The sequence below is a fragment of the Frateuria terrea genome, assembly GCF_900115705.1.
Lineage (GTDB): Bacteria > Pseudomonadota > Gammaproteobacteria > Xanthomonadales > Rhodanobacteraceae > Frateuria_A > Frateuria_A terrea.
This window is the reverse complement of sequence record NZ_FOXL01000009.1, coordinates 12,904-36,092: the sequence shown is the minus strand read 5'-3', so window position 1 is coordinate 36,092 and position 23,189 is coordinate 12,904. Positions and strand designations below refer to the sequence as shown.

Here is a 23,189-nt window from a genome sequence, read left to right as displayed (position 1 = left end):
GCGCTCTCTAAGGCCACCCGCGCGGGCCGCCATCGAGCGCTTGCCTTGCGGCGCTCAGGCCTTGGCGCGCTCGCGCTGGTCCAGGCGCTGCACCAGGCGGTCGATGTTGGGCAGCGACAGCAGGTGCGCATAGATCCAGCCCATCACGCCTTCCTTGAGGAACTCGTGCGCGGTCTTCTCGTCGAGCTGGCGCAGCTTTTCCTCGTTGACCACGAACAGGCCGTTGAGGTTGATCGCATTGCCGTCCTTCTCCAGGCGGATGTTGCGCGGCTCGAGCAGCTGGTGCTTGCGCAACTGGTCCATGAACCAATGGGTGCGCGCCACGTGCTGCTGGAACTCACCGAGGAAGCCGACGGCGTTGGCCAGCATCTCGCTGTCGCTGCCGTCTTCCTTGAACAGGCGCTCGCCCTCCTCGCTGCCGAAGCCTTCGTAGGCTTCGTCCAGGAACACGGTGAAGTCGTCGCCTTCGGCGTCGGCCGGCTTCTCGGCGAGAATGAACGGGTAACGGCGCACGAACGCGGGCACGTAGGTTCCGGCGGCCCACTGGCCGTTCTCGTCGACCAGCAGGTTCTCGTTCTGCCGCAGGCCCAGCAGGGCCATCGGACCGGCATCGTCCATGCTCTGGCCGGCGAACAGGATCGGCACGTCGCGCGCGGCGACCGGGAATTCGGCGCCGGTGAGCGGCACCGAGTGCGCGGCTGCGGCGAACTTCAGGCTGGGGATGCCCTTCAGGCGCAGGTCCTTGTGCTGGTTGCGGTTGAGCGGCACCGGGCGCTCGTAGAAAAGTACTTCGGCCACGTCTTGTTACCTCTGCCCCGCCGTGCCGGGGTCGCCACCGATGGCTCCCCCTCCCAAACCCGGCGTCGGGTCGCGAACCTGTGACTATATCAGCGGCCAAGCGCCCCGGCGAATGGCCGCGGCCAGGGCCGATCTGCCAAGCGCGTCAAATGCTTACCACGCGCGGCGCAGCAAAGTTGGGCTATGCTCAGGCGACGAGCACATCGCTGCACCCCGACCTCTGCCCGAACCTGAACTGGCTGAAGGAAACCGCATGCTGATGGAGTTGCCGCGCCGCGACCTGAACGCGACCCGCGTGCTGTCGCTGGACGCCGCCGGCCGGATCCTCGACTGGATCAGCTGGCAGGACGCCGTTTGCCTCTACGTGCGCGAGGCGGTGGCCTGGACCCTCGGCGATCCCTGCCTGACCATTCATGGCGGCCACAACCGCGCCCGGGGCGAGCGCAGCAAGCTGGACCTGCACCCGATCATCGCCAGCACCGGCCATTGCCGCGACCACGCGATCGACCCGGCACCGGCGCTGACCAACACCGCGCTGTTCGCCCGCGACCGCCACCTGTGCCTCTACTGCGGCAACCAGTTCTCCCGCGGCGAGCTGACCCGCGACCATGTCGAACCGGTTTCGCACGGCGGCAAGGACGAGTGGGAGAACGTGGTCAGCGCCTGCCTCGCCTGCAACCTCAAGAAAGCCAACCGCACCCCGCAGCAGGCGCACATGCCGCTGCTGGCGGTGCCCTACCGGCCCAGTTGGGTCGAGCACCTGATCCTGTCCAACCGCAACATCCTGGTCGACCAGATGGAGTTCCTGGTCAACCACCTGCCGCGCGACCGGCGGCGGGCGATGGGCTAGCCGGACTTCTGCTCGCCGTCCCGGACCTCGTCCGCATCCGCGTGATCCGGACTGGCCTTGGCCAGTTCGCGCTCGATCTCCCTGATCTCCTCGCAGGCCTCGTCCGACTCTTCGGCGGCGCGCACGCGATGGCCGGCGTGATGTGCGTGATGCGCTTCCTCTTCCTTCTTGTGGGCAAGCTTGCGGTAGTTCTCCCGAATGCGCTCGAGCGCGTCTTCGTCGAGGTTGTCCACGTCCAGCAGGCTATTGCGGGCGCGCGTGCTGCGGATCAGTTCGTCGAGCTTGATCTGCAAGGCGGCGCTGTCGCGGTTCTGGCTGTTCTGGATCAGGAACACCATCAGGAAGGTGATGATGGTGGTGCCGGTATTGATCACCAGCTGCCAGGTATCGCCGAAACCGAACAGCGGCCCGGTGGCCGCCCATACGACGACGATCAGGGCGGCACTGAGAAAGGCGGCCGGCTTTCCCGAGTAACGTGCAGTAGCTTCTGCAAAGCTCCGGAAGGCCGTGGCTAGCTTGGACATGGCGGCATCTCTGGCCTCAGGTGGCATCCAGCTTGCGAGCGGATTTGTGTGCCCGGTGTGCACGGCGCCTGCCGCCGTTCACGTCTCCGCCCTTGCCCCGCCCTGCGGCTGGGCCAACAATACGCGGATGATCGATCCGTCCCGCTATCCCCACCTGGCCCGCATCGAGACGCCGGCCGACCTGCGCCGCGTGCCCGACGCCGAGCTGACGGCCGTCGCCGACGAGCTGCGCCAGTATTTGATCGAGTCGGTCGCCAGCTCCGGCGGGCATTTCGGCGCCGGCCTGGGCGTGGTGGAACTGACCGTGGCGTTGCACCACGTCTTCGAGACGCCGCGCGACCGCCTGGTGTGGGACGTGGGCCACCAGTGCTACCCGCACAAGATCCTCACCGGACGGCGCGACCGTATCACCACGATCAAGAAGAAGGACGGTCTGGCGCCTTTCCCGCGACGCGAAGAGAGCGAGTACGACACCTTCGGCGTGGGCCACTCCTCCACCTCGATTTCGGCCGCGCTGGGCATGGCGATCGCCGCGCAGCGCATGGGCGACGACCGCAAGGTGGTGGCGGTGATCGGCGACGGCGCGATGACTGCGGGCATGGCCTTCGAGGCCCTCAACCACGGCGGCGACGTCGAGCCAAACATGCTGGTGGTGCTCAACGACAACGGCATGTCGATCAGCGAGAACGTCGGCGCGATGACGAAGATGATGGCCCGCGCCATGGCCAGCCGCCGGCTCAACGCGGTGCGCGAGCGGGCCAAGAAGGCGATCCCGCGGCAGTCGTTCTTCGGCCGCTTCTTCAAGAACTGGGAAGAGCACGCCAAGGGCATGTTCCTGCCCTCGACGCTGTTCGAAGAGCTGGGCTTTCACTACACCGGTCCGATCGACGGCCACGACATACCGGCCCTGTTGCGCGCGCTGCGCACGGTCAAGAGCCTGCCCGGGCCGCAGCTGCTGCACGTGATCACGACCAAGGGCAAGGGCTACGCCCCGGCCGAGCAGCAGCAGATCGAATACCACGCGGTCGGCCCGTTCGACCCGGTCGCCGGCGTGGTGAAAAAGGGCGCGCCGGCCAAGCCGACCTACACCGACGTGTTCGGCGACTGGCTGTGCGACATGGCCGCCGCGGACGAGCGCCTGCTCGGCATCACCCCGGCGATGCGCGAGGGCTCCGGCCTGGTGCGCTTTTCCAGGGAATACCCGCAGCGCTATTTCGACGTCGCCATCGCCGAGCAGCACGCGGTGACGCTGGCCGCCGGCATGGCCTGCGAAGGCGCCAAGCCGGTGGTGGCGATCTACTCCACCTTCCTGCAGCGCGCCTATGACCAGGCCATCCACGACGTGGCGCTGCAGAACCTGGACGTCACCTTCGCGATCGACCGCGCCGGCGTGGTGGGCCCCGACGGTGCGACCCATGCCGGCAGCTTCGACCTGTCGTTCCTGCGTTGCCTGCCGAACATGCTGATCATGGCGCCGGCGGACGAGAACGAGTGCCGCATGATGCTGAGCACCGGTTTCGAATACGCCGGCCCGGCGGCGATCCGCTATCCGCGCGGCACCGGTCCCGGCGCCGCCGTGCGCAAGGAGCTGGACACGCTGCCCATCGGCAAGGCCGAACTGCGCCGGCGCGGCCGCAACCTGGCGATCCTCTCCTTCGGCGCGATGCTGGCGCCGGCCGGCGTGGTGGCCGCGGAGCTCGATGCCACGCTGGTCAACATGCGCTTCGTCAAGCCGCTGGACGAGGCGATGATCCTGGAACTGGCGAGGACACACGATGCCTTCGTCACGCTGGAGGACAACGCCGTCGCCGGGGGCGCCGGTTCGGGCGTGGCCGAGTGCCTGGCGGCACACGGCATCGTCAAGGCGGTCCTGCACCTGGGCCTTCCGGACGTCTATCTGGAACACGGCAGTCGCGAGGAAGTGCTTTCCATGGCGGGGCTGGACCTGCCCGGCATCCGCAACGCGATCCGCGCGCGCTTCCCGCAGCTGGCGATGTCGAACGCCGCCAGTGCGGGCTGAGACAAGCGCTGCCGGCGACCGGCAGCGCTTGTTCAACCCAGGTGCAGCCGCTCCGCCATTCGACCGCCGCTGACGCGGTCGCGGCCCTCCAGATCCTGGGCGGTGAACACGTCCGCGTAGCCGGCAACGCGCAACAGCGCGCGCGCAGCATCGCCCTGCTTCCAGCCGTGCTCGAACAGGAGCCAGCCGCCGGGCCGCAGGCAGGGGATCGCATCCGTCACGATGCGGCGGATGTCATCCAGGCCGTCGCCGCCGGAAGCCAGTGCCGTGGCCGGCTCGAAGCGCAGGTCGCCTTGCGCCAGGTGCGGATCGCCCGACTCGATGTAGGGCGGGTTGGAGGCGATCAGGTCAAAGCGCTGGCCCGCCAGCGGGGCGAGCCAATCGCCCTCGACGAAGCTTGCGTTGGCGATGCCCATGCGCCGCGCGTTGCGTTCGGCGACCGCGAGCGCAGCGGCGCTGGCATCGGTGGCGACGATCTGGGCGCGCGGCAGTTCGCGCGCCAGCGATAGCGCGATGGCGCCGCTGCCCGTGCCGAGGTCGGCGACGCGGCAGGGCGCGTCGCGGGGCAGGCGTTCCAGCGCAAGTTCGACCAGCCGCTCGGTTTCCGGGCGCGGGATCAGCGTGGCGGGCGTCACTTCCAGCTCCAGCGACCAGAAGCCGCGACGACCGATGATGTAGGCGACCGGCTCGCCGGCTTCGCGCCGCGCCAGCAGCGCGTCGAACGCCGCCTCGACAGCCGCCGGCAGCGCCTCGTCGGCATGCGCGAACAGCCAGCTGCGCGGCTTGCCGAGAAGGTGCAGCAGCAGCAGCTCGGCATCGATGCGCTCACCCACGCGCCGGGTGGCGGCGGCGAGCGCGGTGTGCACGTCAGTCATGCGCAGACGGCTCCCCCGTGGGCAGTTGCGGCGGCACCGCGGCCGGCTTCGGTGCACGCTTGCGCCAGTAGCCCTCGCGGGTCCACGCGGCGAAGCCCCAGCGCAACCAGCCGATCAGTGCATTGGCCAGCCACAGCGCCCAGGCCAGCATGGCCGCCTTGTAGACCCACAGCGGCAGGCTGAACGCGCCGCCCCGCGGCAGCGCGTCGGCGGTGCGGTCGGCGAACCATCGCAGGTGCCCGGCGACGGAGTCGTTGCCAGCCACGTGCATGTCCGGCAGGCCGAGCAGGCCCTGCGGTACCGCGCTGATCAGCACCACCAGCGCCAGCACCGTGAGCGCGGCCAGTCCCGCCTGCATCAGGTTGAAGCGCGTCGGCCCCCAGCGCCCCGGCGGCGTATGGCGCGCGCGCAGGCCGAGCAGGATCAGCCACAGCACCACCAGGGCATAGGCGCTCCAGGCGAAGGCGGAGAAGCCCAGGCCCAGCAGCAGCCAGTGGCCGAAGCGCAGCGGCGTAGGCGCGTAGCGTGCCAGCAGCCACGCGGCGATCAGCAGCACGACCAGTTGCGACCAGTACAGCACCGCCGGGCCGTCGGCCGGCCCCCACGTCCACAGCACCCAGCGGTCCTGCGGCAGTTGCAGGTCGAGCGCGATGTTCGCCGCCGGCGCGTGCAGCGCAAACACCGGCGTGCGGGTGCGCGCGGCAGCCCCCTGCGGCTGGCGCAGGCGCACGGTGTAGACGTGCGCGTCCGGCAGCAGCGGCAGGCTGAGCTTGCCGGCGCGCACGGCCAGGTCCAGCGTGTCGCCGTCGCGCTGCGCCTGCAGCAGCTCGGCATCGGCGGGCAAGCCGATCGCGTGCTCGCCGCCGCGGGTGCTGCGTGCGTGCAGGGTCAGCGTGGTCTCGATGGCGCGCTCCCCGGCCTGGCTGGTGACCTGCACGGCGTCGAAGGCGAGACTGGCGCCGGCGACCGCCGCCGGGCGAGTGATGTGCAGTTGCAGGTGTTCGCCGGGCAGCGGCTGGTAGCGCAGGCCCTCGTCGCTGGCGCTGGCCGGCATCCCTTGCGCGTCGACGTGCCACATCGGCGCGGCGTGGATCTTCCACACCTCCGTGCGCTCGCCCAGCGGCGGCGCGGTGAGCGTCAGTTGTGTGGCGTGGTCGAGCCGGCTGGTCCACTGGACGGCGCTGTCGCTGGCGCTGAAGGTGATGCCCAGGCGCCCGTCGTGGACCCGCGCGTCGTCGTCCTGCGGATGCTCGCCGGGCAGCAGCGGCAGCGTGGTGCTGAAGCCGCCCTGCTGCGGGGCGATGCGCTCGGCCACCGTCTGCACTGTCCAGTCCACGCCCAGCAGCAGGGTGCGTGTGACACGCACGTAGGGCGGGAAGCTTTGCGCCGGCGGCAATGGCTGGCCGTTGCCGCCGGTTCGTACGCGTTGCAGGGTGAGGCTGTCGCCCAGCATGCGTTCGTCGTCGAGTCCTTCCACCGACCAGCCTTGCCCGGCGAAAAGCACGCGCCGTGGAGCCAGGACGAAATGCAGGTTGGCGGTGTCGGCCGTGCCGATGGCGTAGCGCAGGTCGACGCGATGCACGCCTCGCTCCATCCGTAGCAGCAACTGGCCGCCAGTGCGCGTGAGCGGTGCGTCGGCGTGGCCGTCCACGCCCACGGCCTGCAGTTGCAACGCGGCGTCGGGCTGCGGCAACGGGAGCGCCACCGGGGCACCCGCATGCACTTCCAGCGCTACCGACAGCGTGTCGCCGCTCGCCTGGAGTTGCGCCTGCGCCACATTGGCGCAGTCCGGTGCGCAGCGGGGGGCCTCGGTGAGCCGCTGCTGCAAATGGGTCAGCAGGGCGCCATCCGGTGTCGCCTGCGCGTGCGCCGGATGCGGCAGCAGCGCCAGCGCCAGCAACGCGGCGCTCGCGGCACCGCCGCCGCGCCAGTCGCGCCAGCGACCCGCTGCGGCCGGCAGCAGCAACGGCACCAGTCGCGCCAGCAACGCCGCCAGCAGGCCGACCATCACTACCCGCAACAGGCGCACCAGCCAGGCCGGCGCGATCAGCAGGCGCGTGGTCTGGTCCGGTTGGACCGGTCCTGACCAGGCGAGCCGGTAGTTGTTGCCTTCGTCCCACTGCGGTGTACCGGGGCCGGCCTGGATCACGCTCAGGTTGTCGGTTTGCTGCGCAAGCTGCGTTGCGGGCGAGAAACGCGCCGCCACCGTCAACGTGCCTTGCGACATGGGCTGCGCCGAAGGTGCAGGGGACGGCTGGTTGCTCGCTACGATGTCCATCGGCGCTGCAAGGGGAGCTGTGGCTTCTTCCATCACCGGCGCGGCTTGTGCCGTCGGCGGCGACTGCGGCGCGCTGGCGCCCGGCTCGATGAAGCGCGCGCGCAACACCGCTCCGGCCTGCGTGCCTTCCAGTTGCGGATGCAGCGCGTACTGCAATTCGTCGGCGGCGAACGGCAGGGTCCACAGCAGCGCCAGCGCGAACGCAGCCACGGCACCGACGCGCGCGGCGAGGCGCAGCCGGCCCGTTGGCAACGCGCGCAGCAGCAAGGTGAGCGCCAGCGCCAGAAGCAGCGTCCAGTGCGGCGCACCGACCTCGTGTTGTGCCAGCGCATACAACGCGGCAGCGAGCAGCGCCCACGGCCAGCCGAGCAGGCGGCCAGCCAGCAAGGCGATCAGGGCGACCACAAACAGGTCCAGCAGGCTCCATTGCGCCACCCATGAATCGGGAGAGGCGTCCGCGCCGGGCGCGCCAAGCAGGCGGTAGCCGTACGGCAGATGCAGTACCGCGTCGATCCCTTCCAGCGGCAATTGCCAGCCGGCGCTGGGCACCGCACCGTGCGCGTCCAGGCGCAGGCCCGCATCGAGCGCGAGCTGGTGGTTACGGATCTCCACGCCGCTGCGGCCGTGGCCGTCCTGGCTGATCAGCAGCGGCTCGGACCTCTGCGAAGCGCGCTGCAATTGCCAGGGTGCGGCCACGTCCAGCCGCTGGCGATGGCGCAGTTCGCCGCTGAGATGGTCGACCACGCTCAGGCCGGCGCCGTCGAAATCCAGCCACAGCCCGCGGCGCACGTGCACGCGGTCGCCCTGCCCGCCTTCGTCACCGCGGCTGCCTTGCACGATGTCCACGCCGTGGGCGGCGTCCAGCACGTAGGCGGGCAGTTCGCGCCAGTCGTCCGGTACGCCGGCCTGGGCAGCGTCGGTGGGTGCGCCTTCCACGCGCGTGCCGCGCAGGTCGGGATCGTCCTGGTAGCTCCAGATTTCCTGCGCCGGCCAGGGTGCGGACGGCAGCTTGAGCGCCACGTGCGCCAGCGGGAGGGTGGCGCGCGCATCGAGCGTGACGGTCCAGTGGCCAGGCCTGAGCTGCACGCGCAGGCGGCCGTCGCTTTCCAGCCGCGCCGGCAGCTCGCCGCCGATGGCGGTGGCGACGAAACCGGCCGGCAGTGCCGGGCCGAAAACCTGCTCGCGCGCGCTGCCGGCCACGTCGAACTGCATCCAGGTCTCCAGCGTGGCTGGTGCGCCGTCGGTGAGGCGGCGATACATGCGCAGCGACAATGCATCGGCCGCGCGTTGTGCGGCCGCGGCTTCACCCAGGGTCAGCTGGTCACCATTGCGTTCGATGCGCCCGACCGGCTTGCCGTCCACGCTCAATGCGACCAGACCGATCGCCGCCGGCAAGCGCAGCCGTGCCGGGCGCGCGGTCCACGGCAGCGTGCCGCGCAACTGGTAGTCACCCGGCGCCAGGCGCAATGCGGGATGGCCTTCGTGCGCCAGTACCACGGCCGGCTGGCCGTTGGCGCTCACCTCCTGCGGCCAACTCCTGTCGTCGCCGGGCAATGCGATCCAGTCGGGCGCATCCACGTGCGCGTGCAGGCTGAAGCGGGCGCCGTCCTTGCCCGCGTCGAGCGCCATGCGGCCGGGCCAGGCGCAGCGGTAGCTGCCTTCGCCGGGCATCCGGTTGGCCAGGAACGGGCAGGCGTGCTGCGGCACGTCATGCAATACCCAGTCCTGCCAGTCGCGCAGCGGCGGCGGTACCTGCTGTGCGCCCGACGGTGCGGCCAACAGCAGGCCCATGAGCAACAACCACCCTGATCGAGCACGCATGCCGGTCTCCCCTGTCGCCCGTGGGCGCGGGACAGTTTAGGGGGAACGTGGAAGGCAAGGCAGCAAGGGACGTGCCCTCTCCCCGAAAGGGGGAGAAGGCTGCGGTGAGGGTCACGGTGGCGTCGGTGCGATCCAGGCGAGGCTTTTCTTGCAGGACCGAAGCAGGCTTCCCGCGAGCCCCGCCCCTTACCCAACCCTGTTCCCGAAGGGGAGAGGGCAGAAGCAAAACGCCGGGCGTAGCGCCCGGCGTTTCTTTCAGCCAGAAGGTTGTGGCCTCAGTGCAGGATCGCCTGCGGATCCTGCTTGGTCTTCAGCGCAGCGCACAGCAGGGTGTCCTCGGTGGTTTGCGCCAGCCCACGCTCGGCGCCGGTGACGTCCTTGGCGCGGGTCTTGAAGAACGCCTGCAGACGGTTCGCCTCGTCCTGCGAGCAACCGCCACCGCCCATCAGGCCAGGCAGGCGGCCGCCGGCGAAGCTGCCGGTACGCGCGACGATCTGGTCGTAGTGGCCGACCGCCCACTGCCACATCGCATCGCGCTGGGCGCGAGTCTCGCGGCTGCCGCGCAGCAGGGCGGCCATCTCGCCGACCTTGACCTGCTTGTCCAGCGCGAAGTTGCGCACCTGCGCGGCCAGCGTCGGGTCCTCCACCGCGCTCAGGCCGGCCAGCATGGCGTTGCGCTGGGCCGGATCGGAAGTCTTGGGCAACTCGGCGATCAGTGCGTCGACCGCGCTCTTGCCACGCTCCTGCACGGCTACGCCCAGCGCCGTGTCGAGCAGGTCGGGATCGGCCGCGTCGAGGCTCAGGTGGCCATCGGGCTTGCGCTTGAGCGCGGCGTCGCCCTGCTTGAGCAACTCCGCGCGCACCTCAGGCAGCTTCACGTCCAGCGCGAGGAAGCCGGCCAGCGTGCTGCGCATCAGGGAGTCGCCGTCCGGCTCGCCGGCCTTGCGGTGGTAGCCGAGCAACTCCATGCGCGGCAGGTAGGCGCTCTTGGCCCAGGCGTCGAGCGCGGCGTGTTGCGCGTCGGTTCGTGCAAGGTAGCGGTCGAGCCATTCGAAGCTGGCGATCGGCGCGGTGGCCACTTCACGCACACGCGAGGCAGTGAGGGGCTTCAGCGCGGCGAGCAGGTCGCCGGCGTTGATGTCGCCGTGGTGGAAGCTGGCGTCGGCAGCGTCGGCGTAAGCCAGTTGCTCGGCATCGGTGAGGTGGCTGATCTGCTCGCCGAGGTGGGCCAGGTCATCCTTGCCCATGCCGAAGCGGTAGTAGCCGCTGGCGTTAGCGTTGGGCATGACCCAGGTGTTGGCACTGGCGCCGGGCAGCGCGATGGTGCCGGTGGCTTTCTCCAGCAGCTCGCAGTTGACCTTGCTGCCGTCGGCGGTGGCGTAGCGCACGCACACCGGCACGCCCCAGACGTGCTTCGCATCGCCCTTGCTGCCCACCGGCAGGTAGCGGCTCTGGCTCAGCTTGAGTACGGTCTGGCCGTTCTTCTGCACCAGCTGGGTCCGCACGTAGGGCACGCCGGGCTGGTTGAGGAAGCTCTTGAAGGCCTGCTTGAAGTCCTTGCCCTTGTCCGCGGCCTTGGCGATCGAGTCGACCAGGTCGTCGGCGGTCGCGTTGCCGAACTTGTGGCCCTGGATGTACTGGCGCATGCCCTGCTGGAAGGTCTTCTCGCCGACGTAGCCCTCGAACATGCCGAGCACGCTGGCACCCTTCTGGTAGGTGATCGCGTCGAACGCCGTCTCGATGTCGCCGTTGCCGGTGATCGGCTGGCGGATCTTGCGCGCGGTGACCAGGCTGTCGTTGTCCATGGCGTGCTGCGCGCCGCGTACGCGGTCGAGGTCGGCGCGGTATTCCGGATGCACCTTCATCGTTACCTTCTGCTGCATCCAGGTGGCGAACGCCTCGTTGAGCCAGATGTCGTTCCACCAGGCGGTGGTCACCGTGTCGCCGGTCCACTGGTGGGCGAGCTCATGCGCGTTGACGTTGAAGGACCCGCGCACGTATTGCGCCGGGGAATCCGGGTCGAGCAGTAGCAACCAGTCGCGGAAGGTCACCAGGCCGGCGTTTTCCATCGCCCCGGCGGCGAAGTCCGGCGCGGCGAGCAGGTCGAGCTTGTCCCACGGGTAGCCAAACGCGTAGTAGTCCTCCAGCGCATGGATGATGCTCGGCGTCTCGGAAAGCACGTGCTGCATGCGATGGCCTTCGCCCTTCGCGGCGACGCCGCGCAGCTGCAGTGGCGTGGCGCGGTAGGCGTCGGGCGAGATGTCGGGGCCGGCGACGATGTCCCATGGACCGACGCCGAAGGCGACCAGGTAGGTCGGCAGCGGTTTGGTGGTGGAAAAGGTCAAGGTCTTCCAGCCGCTGCCAGCGGAGACCTGCTTGATCTGCTTGGTGTTGGCGACCGCCTTCTCGTCGTTGGGGATCGTCAGGCTGATGTCGAACGGCGTCTTGAAATCGGGCTCGTCGAAGCCGGGGAACGCATAGCGCGCGCTGATCGGCTCCATCTGCGTCATCGCGTAGGGCTGGCCTTCGTGGCTGACCTTGTACAGGCCCTGCAGCTGCATGTTCAGCGGCGCGGTGTAGTCGAACGAGAGGGTCAGCTCCTGCGGCTTGAGCGTGTCAGCGAAATCGACCCGCACCACGCCTTCCTTCGGCGCGGCCTCTACGTACTTCGCGCTGTGCGTCTTGCCCGCGGCATCGGTCACGCTGACCTTGGCCACCTTCAGGTCGTGCCCGTGCAACCAGATGTGGTTGGAGGTCTGCTTGAGGTCAACCTTGATGACCGTGGTGCCGGAGAAGTCCTGCTGGCGCGGGTCGACCTTGAACGACAGCGCATAGGATTCGGGCACCGCCCAGCGCGGCAGTTTGCCATGCGGCACCTGGTCGGGGGCGGTGGCGGCGAAGGCGGCGGCGCAGCAGGCGGCCAGCGCGGTGAGCACGAGCGGTTGGACGAGACGACGCATGGTTTTTTTCCCCAGGGACGGTGAAGGCAACTCTCGGAAACTAGGCGGCACATGACTTGTGGCACAGTGCCAAAAGGCATGGCCGGCGCCGTGTGAAGGCCGCGCCTTGCCTCCTCGCTTGCCTGGCAGGGAATCGGCGAAAGGCCTGTCTCCCACAGCCAGGAACGGACCTGCGAAATCCAGCGCCCGGACACGAAAAAGCCCGGCCATAGCTGGCCGGGCCTGGGGGTTCGGCTCGGTGCGAGAAATCAGCCGGCCACGTCGGCCTGCTCCAGCGCCACCGCCACGGCATGCACCACGGCCGCGATGCGGATCGCGCTCTGGATCGGCTGTGCGGAGAGACCGTGCTTGCGCAGGGTCTTCTCGTGGGAGTCCACGCACATGCCGCAGCCGTTGACAGCCGACACGGCCAGCGAGGCCAGTTCGAAGTCCACCTTGGCGCCGCCGGGATTGCTCATGGCGTTCATGCGCAGCGCGGCACGCAGCGTGCCGTACTCGGGCTCGCTCACCATGTGCACGAACCGGTAGTAGATATTGTTCATGCCCATGATGGACGCGGCCACGCGGGCCCCGTTCAATTCCTCGGCGCTGGCATGCTGGGCTGCCTCCTCGGCCACCGCCTGGGTCAGCGGCTTGTAGCGCGAGGCGATCGCCGCGGCGAGCGCGACCACCATGATCTGTTTCTGGGTGAGGCCCGGCGCGCCACCCTCGCTCAGCACCGAGTCGAGGTTCAGGCGCAGGTCCTTGGCATAGTCGGGCAGCTGACTCTTGAGGTCGGCAAGGCTCATGGGAACACCTGTGGGATGCGGGAAAAAGGCCGGCGGCGAAGGGGAATGCCGCCGGCGCGGAACCCGCGCGCCCTGCGGGGGAGAGGCGCGCGGGATACTGCGGACTGAAGCGGGATCAGGCGACCTTGAGGGTGTCCTCGCCCTGGTGCCAGTTGCACGGGCACAGCTCGTCGGTCTGCAGCGCGTCGAGCACACGCAGCACTTCCTGCGGGTTGCGGCCGACCGAGCCGTCGGTCACGTAGACGAAGCGGATGATGCCGTCCGGATCGACCAGGAAGGTCGCGCGCTGCGCCACGCCGTCGGAGGTGAGGATGCCCAGCGCGTTGCTGAGATCCTTCTTGATGTCGGCCAGCATCGGGAACTTGAGGTCGCGCAGGTCCTTGTGGTCCTTGCGCCAGGCCAGGTGCACGAACTCCGAGTCGGTGCTGGCGGCCAGGACCTGGCAGTCACGGTCGGCGAACTGCTCGTTCACGTCCGAAAAGCCCTTGATCTCGGTCGGGCAGACGAACGTGAAGTCCTTCGGGTAGAAGAACACGCACAGCCACTTGCCCTTGTAGGTGGTGTTGTCGATCGTGCTGAACGCCTTGTCCAGGTTCTCGATCGAGACGGTGGCGGGGACGCTGAACTGGGGGAACTTGTCGCCGATGGTGAGCATGGTTTTCTCCTTGACGGTGCGGTGGTTGGGCAATCGGTGAGGGCATCATGGGCGCCGTGGAAGGCGCGTCATGGAGGCAAGGTTACGGACCGCCCGGGCATTGTTCAAATTGATTGTTGCCATCACACTCATAGGCACGATCTATCGGAGCGCCCCATGAACCTGCGCGACCTCGCCTATCTGGTCTCGCTGGCCGAGCACCGCCATTTCGGCCGCGCGGCCGAGGCCAGTTTCGTCAGCCAGCCGACGCTCTCCACGCAGATCAAGAAGTTGGAGGACGAGCTCGGCGTGGCGTTGGTCGAGCGCACGCCGCGCAAGGTGCTGCTGACCGAGACCGGCCGCGAGATCGCCCGCCGCGCCCGCGGCGTGCTGGCCGAGATCGAGGAGATCAGGGCGATCGCCCAGCGCACGCGCGATCCCGAGGCCGGCAAGCTGCGCCTGGGTGTGTTTCCCACGCTGGGGCCCTATCTGCTGCCGCACCTGGTGCCGCGCGTGCGCCAGCGCTTCCCGCGGCTGGAACTGCTGCTGATCGAGGAGAAGACCGAACAGATCGTGCGCATGCTGCGGGAAGGTTCGCTCGACGTGGGCTTCCTCGCCCTGCCGATCCACGAGGAAAGCCTGCATACCGAGTTCCTGTTCGAGGAACCGTTCGTGCTGGCGGTGCCGGATGACCATCCCCTGGCCCACCGCAAGGCACGCCTGAAGCTGGCGGACCTTTCGGACGAGAGCCTGCTGCTGCTGGAGGACGGCCATTGCCTGCGCGACCAGGCGCTGGAGCTGTGCCAGCTGGCCGGCGCCGGCGAAAAGGTGGGTTTTCGCGCCACCAGCCTGGAGACGCTGCGCCAGATGGTCGCCGCCAACGTGGGCATCACCCTGCTGCCGACGCTGGCGATCAAGCCGCCGGTAGCACGCACCGACAACGTGCAGCTGCTGGAGTTTGCCGGCCACGCACCAAGCCGGCGCATCGCGCTGGTGTGGCGCAAGAGCTCATCGCTGGGGCCCTTTCTCAAGCGCTTCGCGGAGGTGGTGCGCAGCCTGCCGGCCGACCTGCTCAAGCCCGAACTGGCCGAGCCCGCGCGGCGAAAGCGCGCCTGAGCTTTTTCCACCGGGGAATCCACGATGCCACGGGTGCTTTGGCTTGCGTTGCTCGCGCTGCTCGGCTGGGGCGCGCTTAACTGGTGGCAGCAGCGCCCGCTGCACCCGCCATCGGGCGTGCTCGCCGCCGACGCGCCGGAGCAGGTCGACCTGGACGAAGGTGCCGTGCTGCAGCGCGACGATGTGTCGCTGCGCACGCTTGCCCATATCGCGCTGACCGCCCGCGTGCTTTCGCGCGAAGACTACCGCTGGGATGCCGGCGCCTCGCTGGCGCCGATGGACCTGGCCCTGGGATGGGGCCGCATGTCCGGCAACGCGGTGCTGGCACGCATGGAGATCGACCAATCCGCACGCTTCTACCATTGGCACGTGGACACCTTTCCGATCCCGCGCCGCGAGATCGAACGGTCCAGCGCCAACATGCACCTGATTCCCGCCAACACGGGCGTACGCCGTGCGATGGAGCGCGTGCGCCGGGGCGAGCTGGTGCACATCGAGGGTTTCCTGGTCGATGCCAGCCGCCCGGACGGCTGGCACTGGCGCAGCTCGCTTACGCGCGATGACACCGGCGACGGCGCCTGCGAACTGGTCTACGTGGAGGCACTGGACCCGGTCACGCCATAGGCTGGCGCCGGGGGCCGGTCTGCGCTATCTGTCGCGCCGGGCCAGCATGGCCATGCGTTGTGCCTCGGCGAGCACGCCGTGCACGATGCGCAATTCGCGCTCGTCCGGCTGCGCGCGCTGGAACAGCCGGCGCAGCCGCAACATGATCGTGGTGGGCTCGCGTCCCTTGTGGAAATCGATATCGTCCAGCGTCTGCGCCAGGTGCTCGAAGAAGCGCTCCATCTGCGCCGCGTCGGCTGGCGGCTCGTCATGCTCCGGCGGCACGGGCAGCGGCGCATCGCCCAGCAACGCCAGGCGCTGCTCATAAGCCATCACCTGCACCGCCTGGGCCAGGTTGAGCGAGCTGTAGTCCTCGACGCTGGGGATGCGCACCATCGCATGGCAGCGGGCCAGCTCCTCGTTTTCCAGGCCGGTGCGCTCGTTGCCGAACACCAGTGCCACCTGCTCGCCGCGTGCGGCGGCGGCCAGCGCCTGCGCGGCACCCTCGCGCGGGGTCAGCTCGGGCAGGTTCACGCCGCGCCGGCGCGCCGACAGGCCCAGTGCAAAGGTGACGCCCGCCAGGCCATCGACCAGCGCACCGTGCACGCCCGCTTCGGCCAGCACGTGCACCGCGTTGGCCGCCAGCGCGTCGGCCTCGCGGCTGGGGAATTCAGCCGGTGCCACCAGCTCCAGCCGGGTGAAACCCATCGTGCGGATCGCCCGCGCCGCGCTGCCGATGTTGCCCGGATGCGAAGTGCGTACGAGCACGTAGCGGAACGACTGGGTGAGGTCGGCGTGGTCGGTCATGAACGGCAGGTCGGCAGGTCAGGGATCGACAAGGATAACCGCCGTTCCGCCTGCGGAGCGCCGTGCGAGGGCGCTCCTGCCGGGCCTCTGCTAGAATCGCCGGCCGCATTCCGCTCTTTTCCCAAAGCCGAAGCCATGCCAAGACCCGCCGTCACCATCGCGGCACGTGCCGCGCGCGCCGCAGGCAACGTGATCCTGCGCTACATGAACCGCATCGACGGCCTGCACGTGGTCGAGAAGCAGCGCATGGACTTCGCCTCCGAAGTCGACCGGCTGGCCGAGGCCGAGATCGTCAAGGAATTGCGCCGCGCCTACCCGGACCACGCCATCCTCGCCGAGGAAGGTGGCGCCTCCGGCAAGAGCCCGCTCACCTGGGTTATCGACCCGCTCGACGGCACGCACAACTACCTGCGCGGCATCCCGCATTTCTCCGTCTCCATCGCGTTGGTCGACAAGGGCGTGCCGGTCTACGGGGTCGTGTTCGATCCGCTGCGCGACGAGCTGTTCACCGCCAGCAAGGGCGACGGCGCCTACCTCAACGACCGGCGCATCCGGGTCTCCAGGCGGGAGAACCTGGGCGGCGCGATGATCGCCACCGGCTTTCCCTTCCGCCAGCGCGAGCACCTGGATGCGCAGCTGGCCATGACCCGCGCCCTGCTCGGCCAGGCCGAAGACATCCGCCGCTCGGGCTCGGCCGCGCTGGACCTGGCCTACACCGCTGCCGCGCGCTACGACGGCTACTTCGAGATCGGACTCAAGCCGTGGGACATGGCCGCCGGCGTGCTGCTGGTGCACGAGGCAGGCGGCCGCTACTGCGATTTCGCCGGACGCGACGGCATGCCTGCCAGCGGCAACCTGATCGCCGGCAACCTCAACGTGGCCAAGGCGATGACCGACGCGATCGGGGCGCAGGCGACACCGGCGTTGCTCAAGGCCTGAACGGCCATCGGCATGACGATCGAGGGCGCCGCGAGGCGCCCTTTTTTTGTGCCTGCTTCCGGGTTCCCCGGCAGCCCCGCCGGTCGATCCAGCCGCCTGCCTGGGCAGCAGGCGAGCGCTGCTGTAGATCTTTCCAACCCGGGCGGATTTTTCCAGCCGCGCGACGCAAGCGTCCTGTCCGCGACGCACCTCGCGCTGGCATCCGCATTGCAACGCCCCTGCTCGTCCGAAGGGCCCGCGACGCATCGCGCGCCCTTGCGGGCGAAGGAGCGCCCGCCGCCATCGAGCCTGAGCCGGCCGATGGGCGGAAGCGGGTCCTTTTGTCCCCCGCCGGACCCGCTGTTTTTCCGCTGGGTGCCGGGAAGGCGGCCAGCCGAGCCTTGCGAACAACCGATCGGATGTACCCACGGAGATAACCCATGAGCCGGCAACAGTCCCCAGGCAGTCAATCCAACAGCAACAAGACCCACCACGCAGCCAACGGCACGATCGACGGCGCCCGCGGCAAGCTCAGCGTGCGCGAGGCAGGCCGCAAGGGCGGCCTGCGCGTACGTGAGCTGATCAACCGCGGCCGCCAGGTCGAGGCGCGCCAGGCCGAACAACGCCCGAACTAAATGGCGCAACACCGAAGGAGAACCCACGATGACCCAGCACAAGAACCAGGACAGCCACGGCAAGCAGGCCAGCGGCAGCCAGCACGACAAGGGCGACATGACCGTCCGCGAAGCCGGCCACAAGGGCGGCCAGATCGGCGGCCACAAGGGCGGCCAGCGCGTGCGCGAGCTGATCGAGGAAGGCAAGCAGGCCGAAGGCCACGGCGACAGCCGCAAGTGATCCATCCGCCGCGGCCGCGAGCCGCACCCCCCCGAGGAACAGCGACATGGCAAAGCACAGCGACAACCAGCACGACAAGGGTGACATGACCGTGCGCGAGGCTGGCCAGAAGGGCGGCCAAAAGGGCGGCGAGATCCGCAAGGAACAGCTCGGCCCCGAAGGCTATTCGGAACTCGGCCACAAGGGCGGCCAGCGCGTGCGCGAGCTGATCGAGGAAGGCAAGCAGTCCGAGGGCAAGCACTAGCCCGCAACGCGGCGCGCCCGCCTGCGCGACGGGCGCGCCGCGCTTTCGCAGATGGGCTTTCCCCGCGAGGGTGGCCGCCCCCTACGCGTTTCCGCTTCCCTCGCGCAGGAACTCGCGCAGGAACGGCACGGTGATGCGTCGCTTGGCCGCCAGCGAAGCCTGGTCGAGGCGATCGAGCAGATCCAGCAGCGCGGCCAGGTCGCGCGCGTAGCGGGTGAACAGCCAGTCCAGCACCGCCTCGTCCAGGCCGATGCCACGCGCGGCAGCCTGTTCCTTCAGCACGGCGCGGCGTTCCGCGTCGTCCAGCGCCTTGAGCGCGAACTGCGTGCAGGCGCCCAGGCGCGAACGCAGGTCCGGCAGGCCGATGCCGAGCTGGGCAGGCGCCCTGTCGGCGGCGAACAACATCGCACCGCCTTCGGCGCGCACCTGGTTGTAGAGGTCGAACAGCGCGTGCTCCGCGGCCCGCTCGCCGGCCAGCACTCCCAGATCGTCGATCGCCAGCAGTTCACTGCTGCCCACGCCGCGCAGGGCGCCGATGTGTTCATGCATGGCCGACAGCGGCAGGTACTGCACGCGCCGGCCGGCGGCGCTGGCGGCCTGGCAGGCGGCCAGGAGCAGGTGGCTGCGGCCGCTGCCGGCCGGACCGTGCAGGTAGACCCACGGTGCGCCGGGCGCCTCCGCCAGCGCGCGCACGGCCGCCAGCGCCGCCGCGTTGGCGCCGGCGTGGAAGTGCTCGAAGCGCTGCCGGCGCGGCCAGCGCAGGGCGAGCGGCAACTGCGGGATCATGGCGGCCCGTCGCCCCCCGCGGGGTGCTCCACGGGAACCGCCGCACTTCCCTGCGCGCTGCCTTCGGGCGTGTCCACGGTCACGTCGACCTCGGCGATCGCCGGGTCGTCCGCGCCCGGCTGCGTGTAGAGCTCGCTCAAGCGGTAACGCTCCAGCAGGTAGCGCAGCAGCACCACGATCACCGAGGCGGCCGGCAACGCCAGCAGCACGCCGAGGAAGCCGAACAGGTAGCCGCCGGCGAGCACCGCGAAGATCACCGCCACCGGGTGCAGGCCGATCTTGTCGCCGACCAGCTTGGGCACCAGCACGTAGCCCTCCAGCAGTTGGCCGACGACGAACACGCCGCAGACCATCAGCGGATGCGCCCAGTCGCCGTACTGCACCAGCGCGGCGATGATCGCCGCGCCGAAGCCGACCATGAAGCCCAGGTACGGCACGAAGCTGAGCAGGCCGGCGACCATGCCGATCAACGGACCCACCGACAGGCCCACCAGGGTCAGCGAGACACCGTAGAAGATGCCCAGTCCCAGCATTACCAGCAGCTGGCCGCGCACGAAGGCGCCCAGCACCGCATCCGATTCGCGCGCCAGGTGCGCGACGGTCGGTTGCACCGAACGCGGCAGCACGCTGTCGATGTAGGCGATCAGCCGGTCCCAGTCACGCAGCAGGTAGAACGCCACCACCGGCACCAGCACCACGTTGGTCAGCCACATCACCGCGCCGAGGCTCGAGCGCGAGACGGTGCCGAGCACGGTGGTGGCCACCGCGCCGATCGAGCCGATGTGGGCGCGGATCGCCGCCATCAGCCGGCTGGTGTCGAACGCATCCGGATCGAGGCTGAGCTTGCGCTGCACCCAGGGCAGCGCAGTGTTCTGGAACCAGTCGACGTAGTGCGGCAGGTTGTGGATCAGGTTGCCGACCTGGTCGGAGATCAGCGGCACCAGCAACAGCAGCGCGCCGATCAGCAACAGCACCAGCACGAAGAACACCACGCTCACCGCCCAGGTGCGGTTCATGCCCAGCCGCTCCAGCCGGTCGGCCAGCGGATCGCCCAGGTAGGCCAGCATGCCGGCGACGGCGAACGGCATCAGCACCGGCGCCAGCAGCCAGATGAGGAAACCGATCACCAGCACGATCGCCAACAATTGCCAGCGGCGGGAAAGGTCGTGGGTCACGGACGGGCCTCACTGGGGCGATGCATGGTGGTTCCTACGGGATGCCGTTCATGCGCGACCGGGATGCCGGGCAGGTCGCGCACCGGGCGCACCTGCGCCGACGGTTGCGGGTTCAGTGCAGCCATTGCAGGCTGGCATCGGCCCCCGCGTGCGGCGTGCCCTGGATCAGCCGGCCGCCCGCTGCCAGGCTCGCGGCGAGCGCGGCCGGCGGCATGCTGGCCTTGATGCCGAGCAGGAAGCCGTCATTTGCGGCGGCCAGCGTGTTCACCTCGCGCACTGCGGGGTCGGCGCGCAGCATCGCCAGCAGGTTGGCGTAGGCCTGCGCCGAATCGACCTTGCTCACCCACAGCTTGCCGCTGCTGATGCCGGCGCCGATCACGTTGAGCTGCTTGCCCAGGCGGTCGGCCATCGCGCCACCGGCATCGGCCAGCAGCGCATCGGCGCTGACTCCCTGGTCGCTCCACGAAAGCACCTTGCCGCCGGATACCAGCGTCCAATCCGCGCTGCCGCCCTTCAGGTTGCCGACCAGGATCAGCCCGGTGTGGTAGCGCTGGGTAACCATCGCCAGCGCGGCCGGATCGGCCCCCGCCACGGCCGAGGCATCCGGCAGGTGGGAGGGGTCCGGCCAGGCCAGCGTATAGCCGCGCGCCGCGGCGGACCGGGCCAGTGCGCCGAGCGCATCCTGGCCCAGCAGGCTGCCATCGCTGCCGTGCACCAGCGCCAGCACCGGCGGCTTCACGCCGGCCGCCGGCACGCCGATCTGCGTGATCAGCCGGCGCACGGCGCCCGGGTCGAAGTTCACCTGCAGCACGATGCCGCTGCCGGCACGCTGGTACTGGAACTGCTGCACCAGGCCCGGCGCACCCTTGAGGGCGTCGTCGTAGCCGGGCTTGTCGCGCAGGTCCTGGCCGCCGGCCACACGCTCGAGCACCTGGCCGAGCGCCGTGGCGAAGGCCGCGTCGCGTTGCGCCTCGCTGGTGTCGGTGACCGGCACCACCACCGCATAGGGCGACGCCGGCACGGGCGCCGGCACCTGCGCGTGCGCCGCGGGCGCGAGAAGACCCAGCATAAGGAAGGCGAACAGCAGGCGGGGCAGGCGCATGGGCTAGGGCTCGTCCGTGGGGGCTCGGATATCACGGGGAGTCTGCCCAATCCGGCCGGCAGCGTCCATCGGCGCGCCGCGAAGCGGCCGGCGCCAGCGGGGCCGAGCATGGCAGCGCTCGATCGCGCGGGCCGGCGACTGGCGGCTGGCGAGCCGGCGTCGGTCGCGGCGTGCTGGTAGAATTGTGCGCTTTCCCCAGGCCACTTCCCGCCATGTCCGACGCCCTCACCTACCGCGCCGCTGGCGTCGATATCGACGCGGGCAATGCCGTGGTCGAACGCATCAAGCCGCTGGTCAAGCGCACCTTCCGTCCCGAAGTGATGGGGGGGCTGGGCGGCTTTGGCGGGCTGTTCGACCTCGCCGGCCGCTACCGGGAGCCGGTGCTGGTCTCCGGCACCGACGGCGTCGGCACCAAGTTGAAGCTGGCCCAGCAACTCGGCCGGCACGACACGATCGGCATCGACCTGGTCGGCATGTGCGTCAACGACGTGCTCGTGCAGGGCGCCGAGCCACTGTTCTTCCTGGATTACTTCGCCACCGGCAAACTCGACGTGGACACCACCGTGGCGGTGGTCGGCGGCATCGCCAAGGGCTGCGAGCTGGCCGGATGCGCGCTGATCGGCGGCGAGACCGCCGAGATGCCGGACATGTATCCGCCGGGCGAATACGACCTGGCCGGTTTCACGGTGGGCGCGGTGGAGAAGTCGCAGCTGCTGTCCGGCGAGTCGATCGTGGCCGGTGACGTGGTGCTCGGCGTGGCCTCGTCCGGGCCGCATTCGAACGGTTATTCGCTGATCCGCAAGATCGTCGAGCGCGCCGGCCACCCGCTGGAGCTGGATCTCGGGGGCGTGAAGCTGGCTGACGCGCTGATGGCGCCGACCACCATCTACGTCAGGCCAATGCTGGAATTGCTGAAGCACCAGCCGGTGCACGGCATGGCGCACATCACCGGTGGCGGCCTGAGGGAGAACATCATCCGCGTGGTGCCCGACGGCCTGGGCCTGGCGCTCGACGCTGAGGCCATCGTGCTGCCTCCGGTGTTCGACTGGCTGATGCGCGAAGGCAAGGTGGCACGCGAGGAGATGTGGCGCACGTTCAACTGCGGCGTGGGCTTCACCGTGATCCTGCCGCGCGCGGCCGTCGACGCCGCGGCCGCGTTGCTCGCGCAACATGGGCTCGCCAGCCGCGTGATCGGCGAAGTGGTGAAGGCGCAGGACGACGAGCGCGTTCGCATCGGCTGAATTCACAAGCCGTTCTCCCTGAGCGTTGCGCAGCGAAGTCGAAGGCGTCTTCGAATCCGCTCATCCGCGTCAGGGCGGGCCGCCGTTGGCAAACCGACCCATGCCCCACCCCCTTCGCATTGCCGTCCTCGCCTCCGGTCGCGGAAGCAACCTCGCCGCGCTGCTGGCCGCGCGCGAGCGTGGTGAGCTGGCGGCCGAGTTCGTGCTGGTGGCCAGCGACAAGGCCAGCGCCGGCGCCCTGCAGTTGGCCGGCGAAGCGGGCATTCCCACGCTGGTGCTCGATCCGAAGGTCTATCCGGATCGCCGTGCCTTCGACCTGGACCTGTTCGGCAAGCTCGCCGCCAGCGACGCCGAATTGATCGTGCTGGCCGGCTTCATGCGCATCCTCGACGGCGAGGCGATTGCACCCTGGGCCGGGCGCATGCTCAACATCCACCCATCGCTGTTGCCCAAGTACCGCGGCCTGCATACGCATCGCCGCGCGCTGGAGGCCGGTGACCTGGAGCATGGCGCCAGCGTGCATTTCGTCACCGCCGAGCTCGACGGCGGCCCCGTGGTGGCGCAGGCCACGCTGCCGATCGAACCGGACGAGGACGAGCACCGCCTGGCCCAGCGCCTGCTTCCGCTGGAACACCGGCTGCTGCCGGCGGTCGTGGCGCTGGTCGCCGCAGGCCGCCTGGTCTGGCGCGATGGCGGTCCCTGGCTCGACGGCGCGCCGCTGTCCGCGCCACTGCGATTGGCCCGGCACGGCCTGCAGCGCAGCTGAACCCGGGGTTCAGACAATCGCGGGCACA

The 23,189-nt window shown here is 69.6% G+C and carries 21 protein-coding genes; 10 read left to right on the top strand and 11 right to left on the bottom strand.

Going from position 1 to position 23,189, the window contains the following annotated elements; genetic code table 11:
* Positions 1–54: 54 nt before the first annotated feature.
* On the bottom strand, positions 55–798 hold the full coding sequence (locus tag BMZ38_RS15265) for a SapC family protein (protein ID WP_091339699.1): 744 nt from the start codon (positions 796–798) through the stop codon (positions 55–57).
* Between the two features lie 253 nt (positions 799–1,051).
* Here BMZ38_RS15265 and BMZ38_RS15260 point away from each other — a divergent pair, with 253 nt between their 5' ends.
* Positions 1,052–1,648 (top strand): HNH endonuclease, encoded by a 597-nt coding sequence (locus BMZ38_RS15260; RefSeq protein ID WP_091339696.1) that lies wholly within the window; start codon positions 1,052–1,054, stop codon positions 1,646–1,648.
* On the opposite strand, the gene BMZ38_RS15255 is transcribed toward BMZ38_RS15260, so the two are convergent.
* Positions 1,645–2,172 carry a low affinity iron permease family protein gene (locus tag BMZ38_RS15255; protein ID WP_091339693.1) on the bottom strand — a complete coding sequence of 176 codons (528 nt, stop codon included), beginning with the start codon at positions 2,170–2,172 and terminating at the stop codon, positions 1,645–1,647. The genes BMZ38_RS15260 and BMZ38_RS15255 overlap by 4 nt on opposite strands.
* A gap of 127 nt (positions 2,173–2,299) precedes the next feature.
* Here BMZ38_RS15255 and dxs point away from each other — a divergent pair, with 127 nt between their 5' ends.
* Positions 2,300–4,192 carry a 1-deoxy-D-xylulose-5-phosphate synthase gene (gene dxs / locus BMZ38_RS15250; protein ID WP_091339690.1) on the top strand — a complete coding sequence of 631 codons (1,893 nt, stop codon included), beginning with the start codon at positions 2,300–2,302 and terminating at the stop codon, positions 4,190–4,192.
* A gap of 32 nt (positions 4,193–4,224) precedes the next feature.
* On the opposite strand, the gene prmC is transcribed toward dxs, so the two are convergent.
* The 5 genes from prmC to BMZ38_RS15225 form a co-directional block, all read right to left on the bottom strand.
* On the bottom strand, positions 4,225–5,067 hold the full coding sequence (prmC, locus tag BMZ38_RS15245) for a peptide chain release factor N(5)-glutamine methyltransferase (RefSeq protein ID WP_091339688.1): 843 nt from the start codon (positions 5,065–5,067) through the stop codon (positions 4,225–4,227).
* The gene (locus BMZ38_RS15240) at positions 5,060–9,166 is read right to left on the bottom strand and encodes a hypothetical protein (protein WP_091339685.1); all 4,107 of its coding nucleotides are present in this window, start codon (positions 9,164–9,166) and stop codon (positions 5,060–5,062) included. Before BMZ38_RS15240 ends, prmC begins: the two co-directional genes overlap by 8 nt.
* 275 nt (positions 9,167–9,441) lie before the next feature.
* The gene (locus BMZ38_RS15235) at positions 9,442–12,126 is read right to left on the bottom strand and encodes a M1 family metallopeptidase (protein WP_091339682.1); all 2,685 of its coding nucleotides are present in this window, start codon (positions 12,124–12,126) and stop codon (positions 9,442–9,444) included.
* Positions 12,127–12,374: 248 nt separating this feature from the next.
* Positions 12,375–12,914, bottom strand: coding sequence for an alkylhydroperoxidase, AhpD family (ahpD, locus tag BMZ38_RS15230; RefSeq protein WP_091339679.1), 540 nt, complete (start codon positions 12,912–12,914; stop codon positions 12,375–12,377).
* A 115-nt stretch (positions 12,915–13,029) separates the two neighbouring features.
* The gene (locus BMZ38_RS15225; protein WP_091339677.1) at positions 13,030–13,569 is read right to left on the bottom strand and encodes a peroxiredoxin; all 540 of its coding nucleotides are present in this window, start codon (positions 13,567–13,569) and stop codon (positions 13,030–13,032) included.
* Positions 13,570–13,725: 156 nt separating this feature from the next.
* On the opposite strand from BMZ38_RS15225, the gene oxyR reads away from it, so the two are divergent.
* Both oxyR and BMZ38_RS15215 read left to right on the top strand, forming a co-directional pair.
* Positions 13,726–14,664, top strand: a complete 939-nt coding sequence (gene oxyR, locus BMZ38_RS15220) for a DNA-binding transcriptional regulator OxyR (protein ID WP_091339672.1) — start codon at positions 13,726–13,728, stop codon at positions 14,662–14,664.
* Between the two features lie 24 nt (positions 14,665–14,688).
* Positions 14,689–15,288 (top strand): hypothetical protein, encoded by a 600-nt coding sequence (locus BMZ38_RS15215; protein ID WP_091339668.1) that lies wholly within the window; start codon positions 14,689–14,691, stop codon positions 15,286–15,288.
* A gap of 24 nt (positions 15,289–15,312) precedes the next feature.
* Here BMZ38_RS15215 and BMZ38_RS15210 read toward each other — a convergent pair whose 3' ends face one another.
* Complete coding sequence (locus BMZ38_RS15210) at positions 15,313–16,074, bottom strand: RNA methyltransferase (protein WP_091339665.1); 762 nt, start codon at positions 16,072–16,074, stop codon at positions 15,313–15,315.
* A 135-nt stretch (positions 16,075–16,209) separates the two neighbouring features.
* On the opposite strand from BMZ38_RS15210, the gene BMZ38_RS15205 reads away from it, so the two are divergent.
* The 4 genes from BMZ38_RS15205 (at position 16,210) to BMZ38_RS15190 (ending at position 18,091) form a co-directional block, all read left to right on the top strand.
* Positions 16,210–17,013 (top strand): inositol monophosphatase family protein, encoded by an 804-nt coding sequence (locus BMZ38_RS15205; protein ID WP_091339663.1) that lies wholly within the window; start codon positions 16,210–16,212, stop codon positions 17,011–17,013.
* A gap of 419 nt (positions 17,014–17,432) precedes the next feature.
* On the top strand, positions 17,433–17,627 hold the full coding sequence (locus tag BMZ38_RS15200) for a hypothetical protein (RefSeq protein ID WP_091339660.1): 195 nt from the start codon (positions 17,433–17,435) through the stop codon (positions 17,625–17,627).
* 28 nt (positions 17,628–17,655) lie between these two features.
* Complete coding sequence (locus BMZ38_RS15195) at positions 17,656–17,847, top strand: hypothetical protein (RefSeq protein WP_091339657.1); 192 nt, start codon at positions 17,656–17,658, stop codon at positions 17,845–17,847.
* A 46-nt stretch (positions 17,848–17,893) separates the two neighbouring features.
* Positions 17,894–18,091, top strand: coding sequence for an Em GEA1 (EM1) (locus BMZ38_RS15190; RefSeq protein ID WP_091339654.1), 198 nt, complete (start codon positions 17,894–17,896; stop codon positions 18,089–18,091).
* An 81-nt stretch (positions 18,092–18,172) separates the two neighbouring features.
* Here the strand turns inward: BMZ38_RS15190 and hda are convergent, their stop codons facing one another.
* The 3 genes from hda to BMZ38_RS15175 form a co-directional block, all read right to left on the bottom strand.
* Positions 18,173–18,877 (bottom strand): DnaA regulatory inactivator Hda, encoded by a 705-nt coding sequence (hda, locus tag BMZ38_RS15185; RefSeq protein ID WP_091339652.1) that lies wholly within the window; start codon positions 18,875–18,877, stop codon positions 18,173–18,175.
* Complete coding sequence (locus BMZ38_RS15180) at positions 18,874–20,052, bottom strand: AI-2E family transporter (protein WP_091339649.1); 1,179 nt, start codon at positions 20,050–20,052, stop codon at positions 18,874–18,876. The genes hda and BMZ38_RS15180 overlap by 4 nt, the downstream gene beginning before the upstream one ends.
* A gap of 112 nt (positions 20,053–20,164) precedes the next feature.
* The gene (locus BMZ38_RS15175) at positions 20,165–21,154 is read right to left on the bottom strand and encodes a DUF2066 domain-containing protein (RefSeq protein ID WP_091339646.1); all 990 of its coding nucleotides are present in this window, start codon (positions 21,152–21,154) and stop codon (positions 20,165–20,167) included.
* Positions 21,155–21,366: 212 nt separating this feature from the next.
* On the opposite strand from BMZ38_RS15175, the gene purM reads away from it, so the two are divergent.
* A complete protein-coding gene (purM, locus tag BMZ38_RS15170) occupies positions 21,367–22,395 on the top strand; it encodes a phosphoribosylformylglycinamidine cyclo-ligase (RefSeq protein ID WP_091339643.1) in 1,029 nt (342 codons plus the stop codon).
* A 100-nt stretch (positions 22,396–22,495) separates the two neighbouring features.
* Complete coding sequence (gene purN, locus BMZ38_RS15165) at positions 22,496–23,161, top strand: phosphoribosylglycinamide formyltransferase (protein ID WP_091339641.1); 666 nt, start codon at positions 22,496–22,498, stop codon at positions 23,159–23,161.
* The last annotated feature ends 28 nt before the right edge of the window (positions 23,162–23,189 follow it).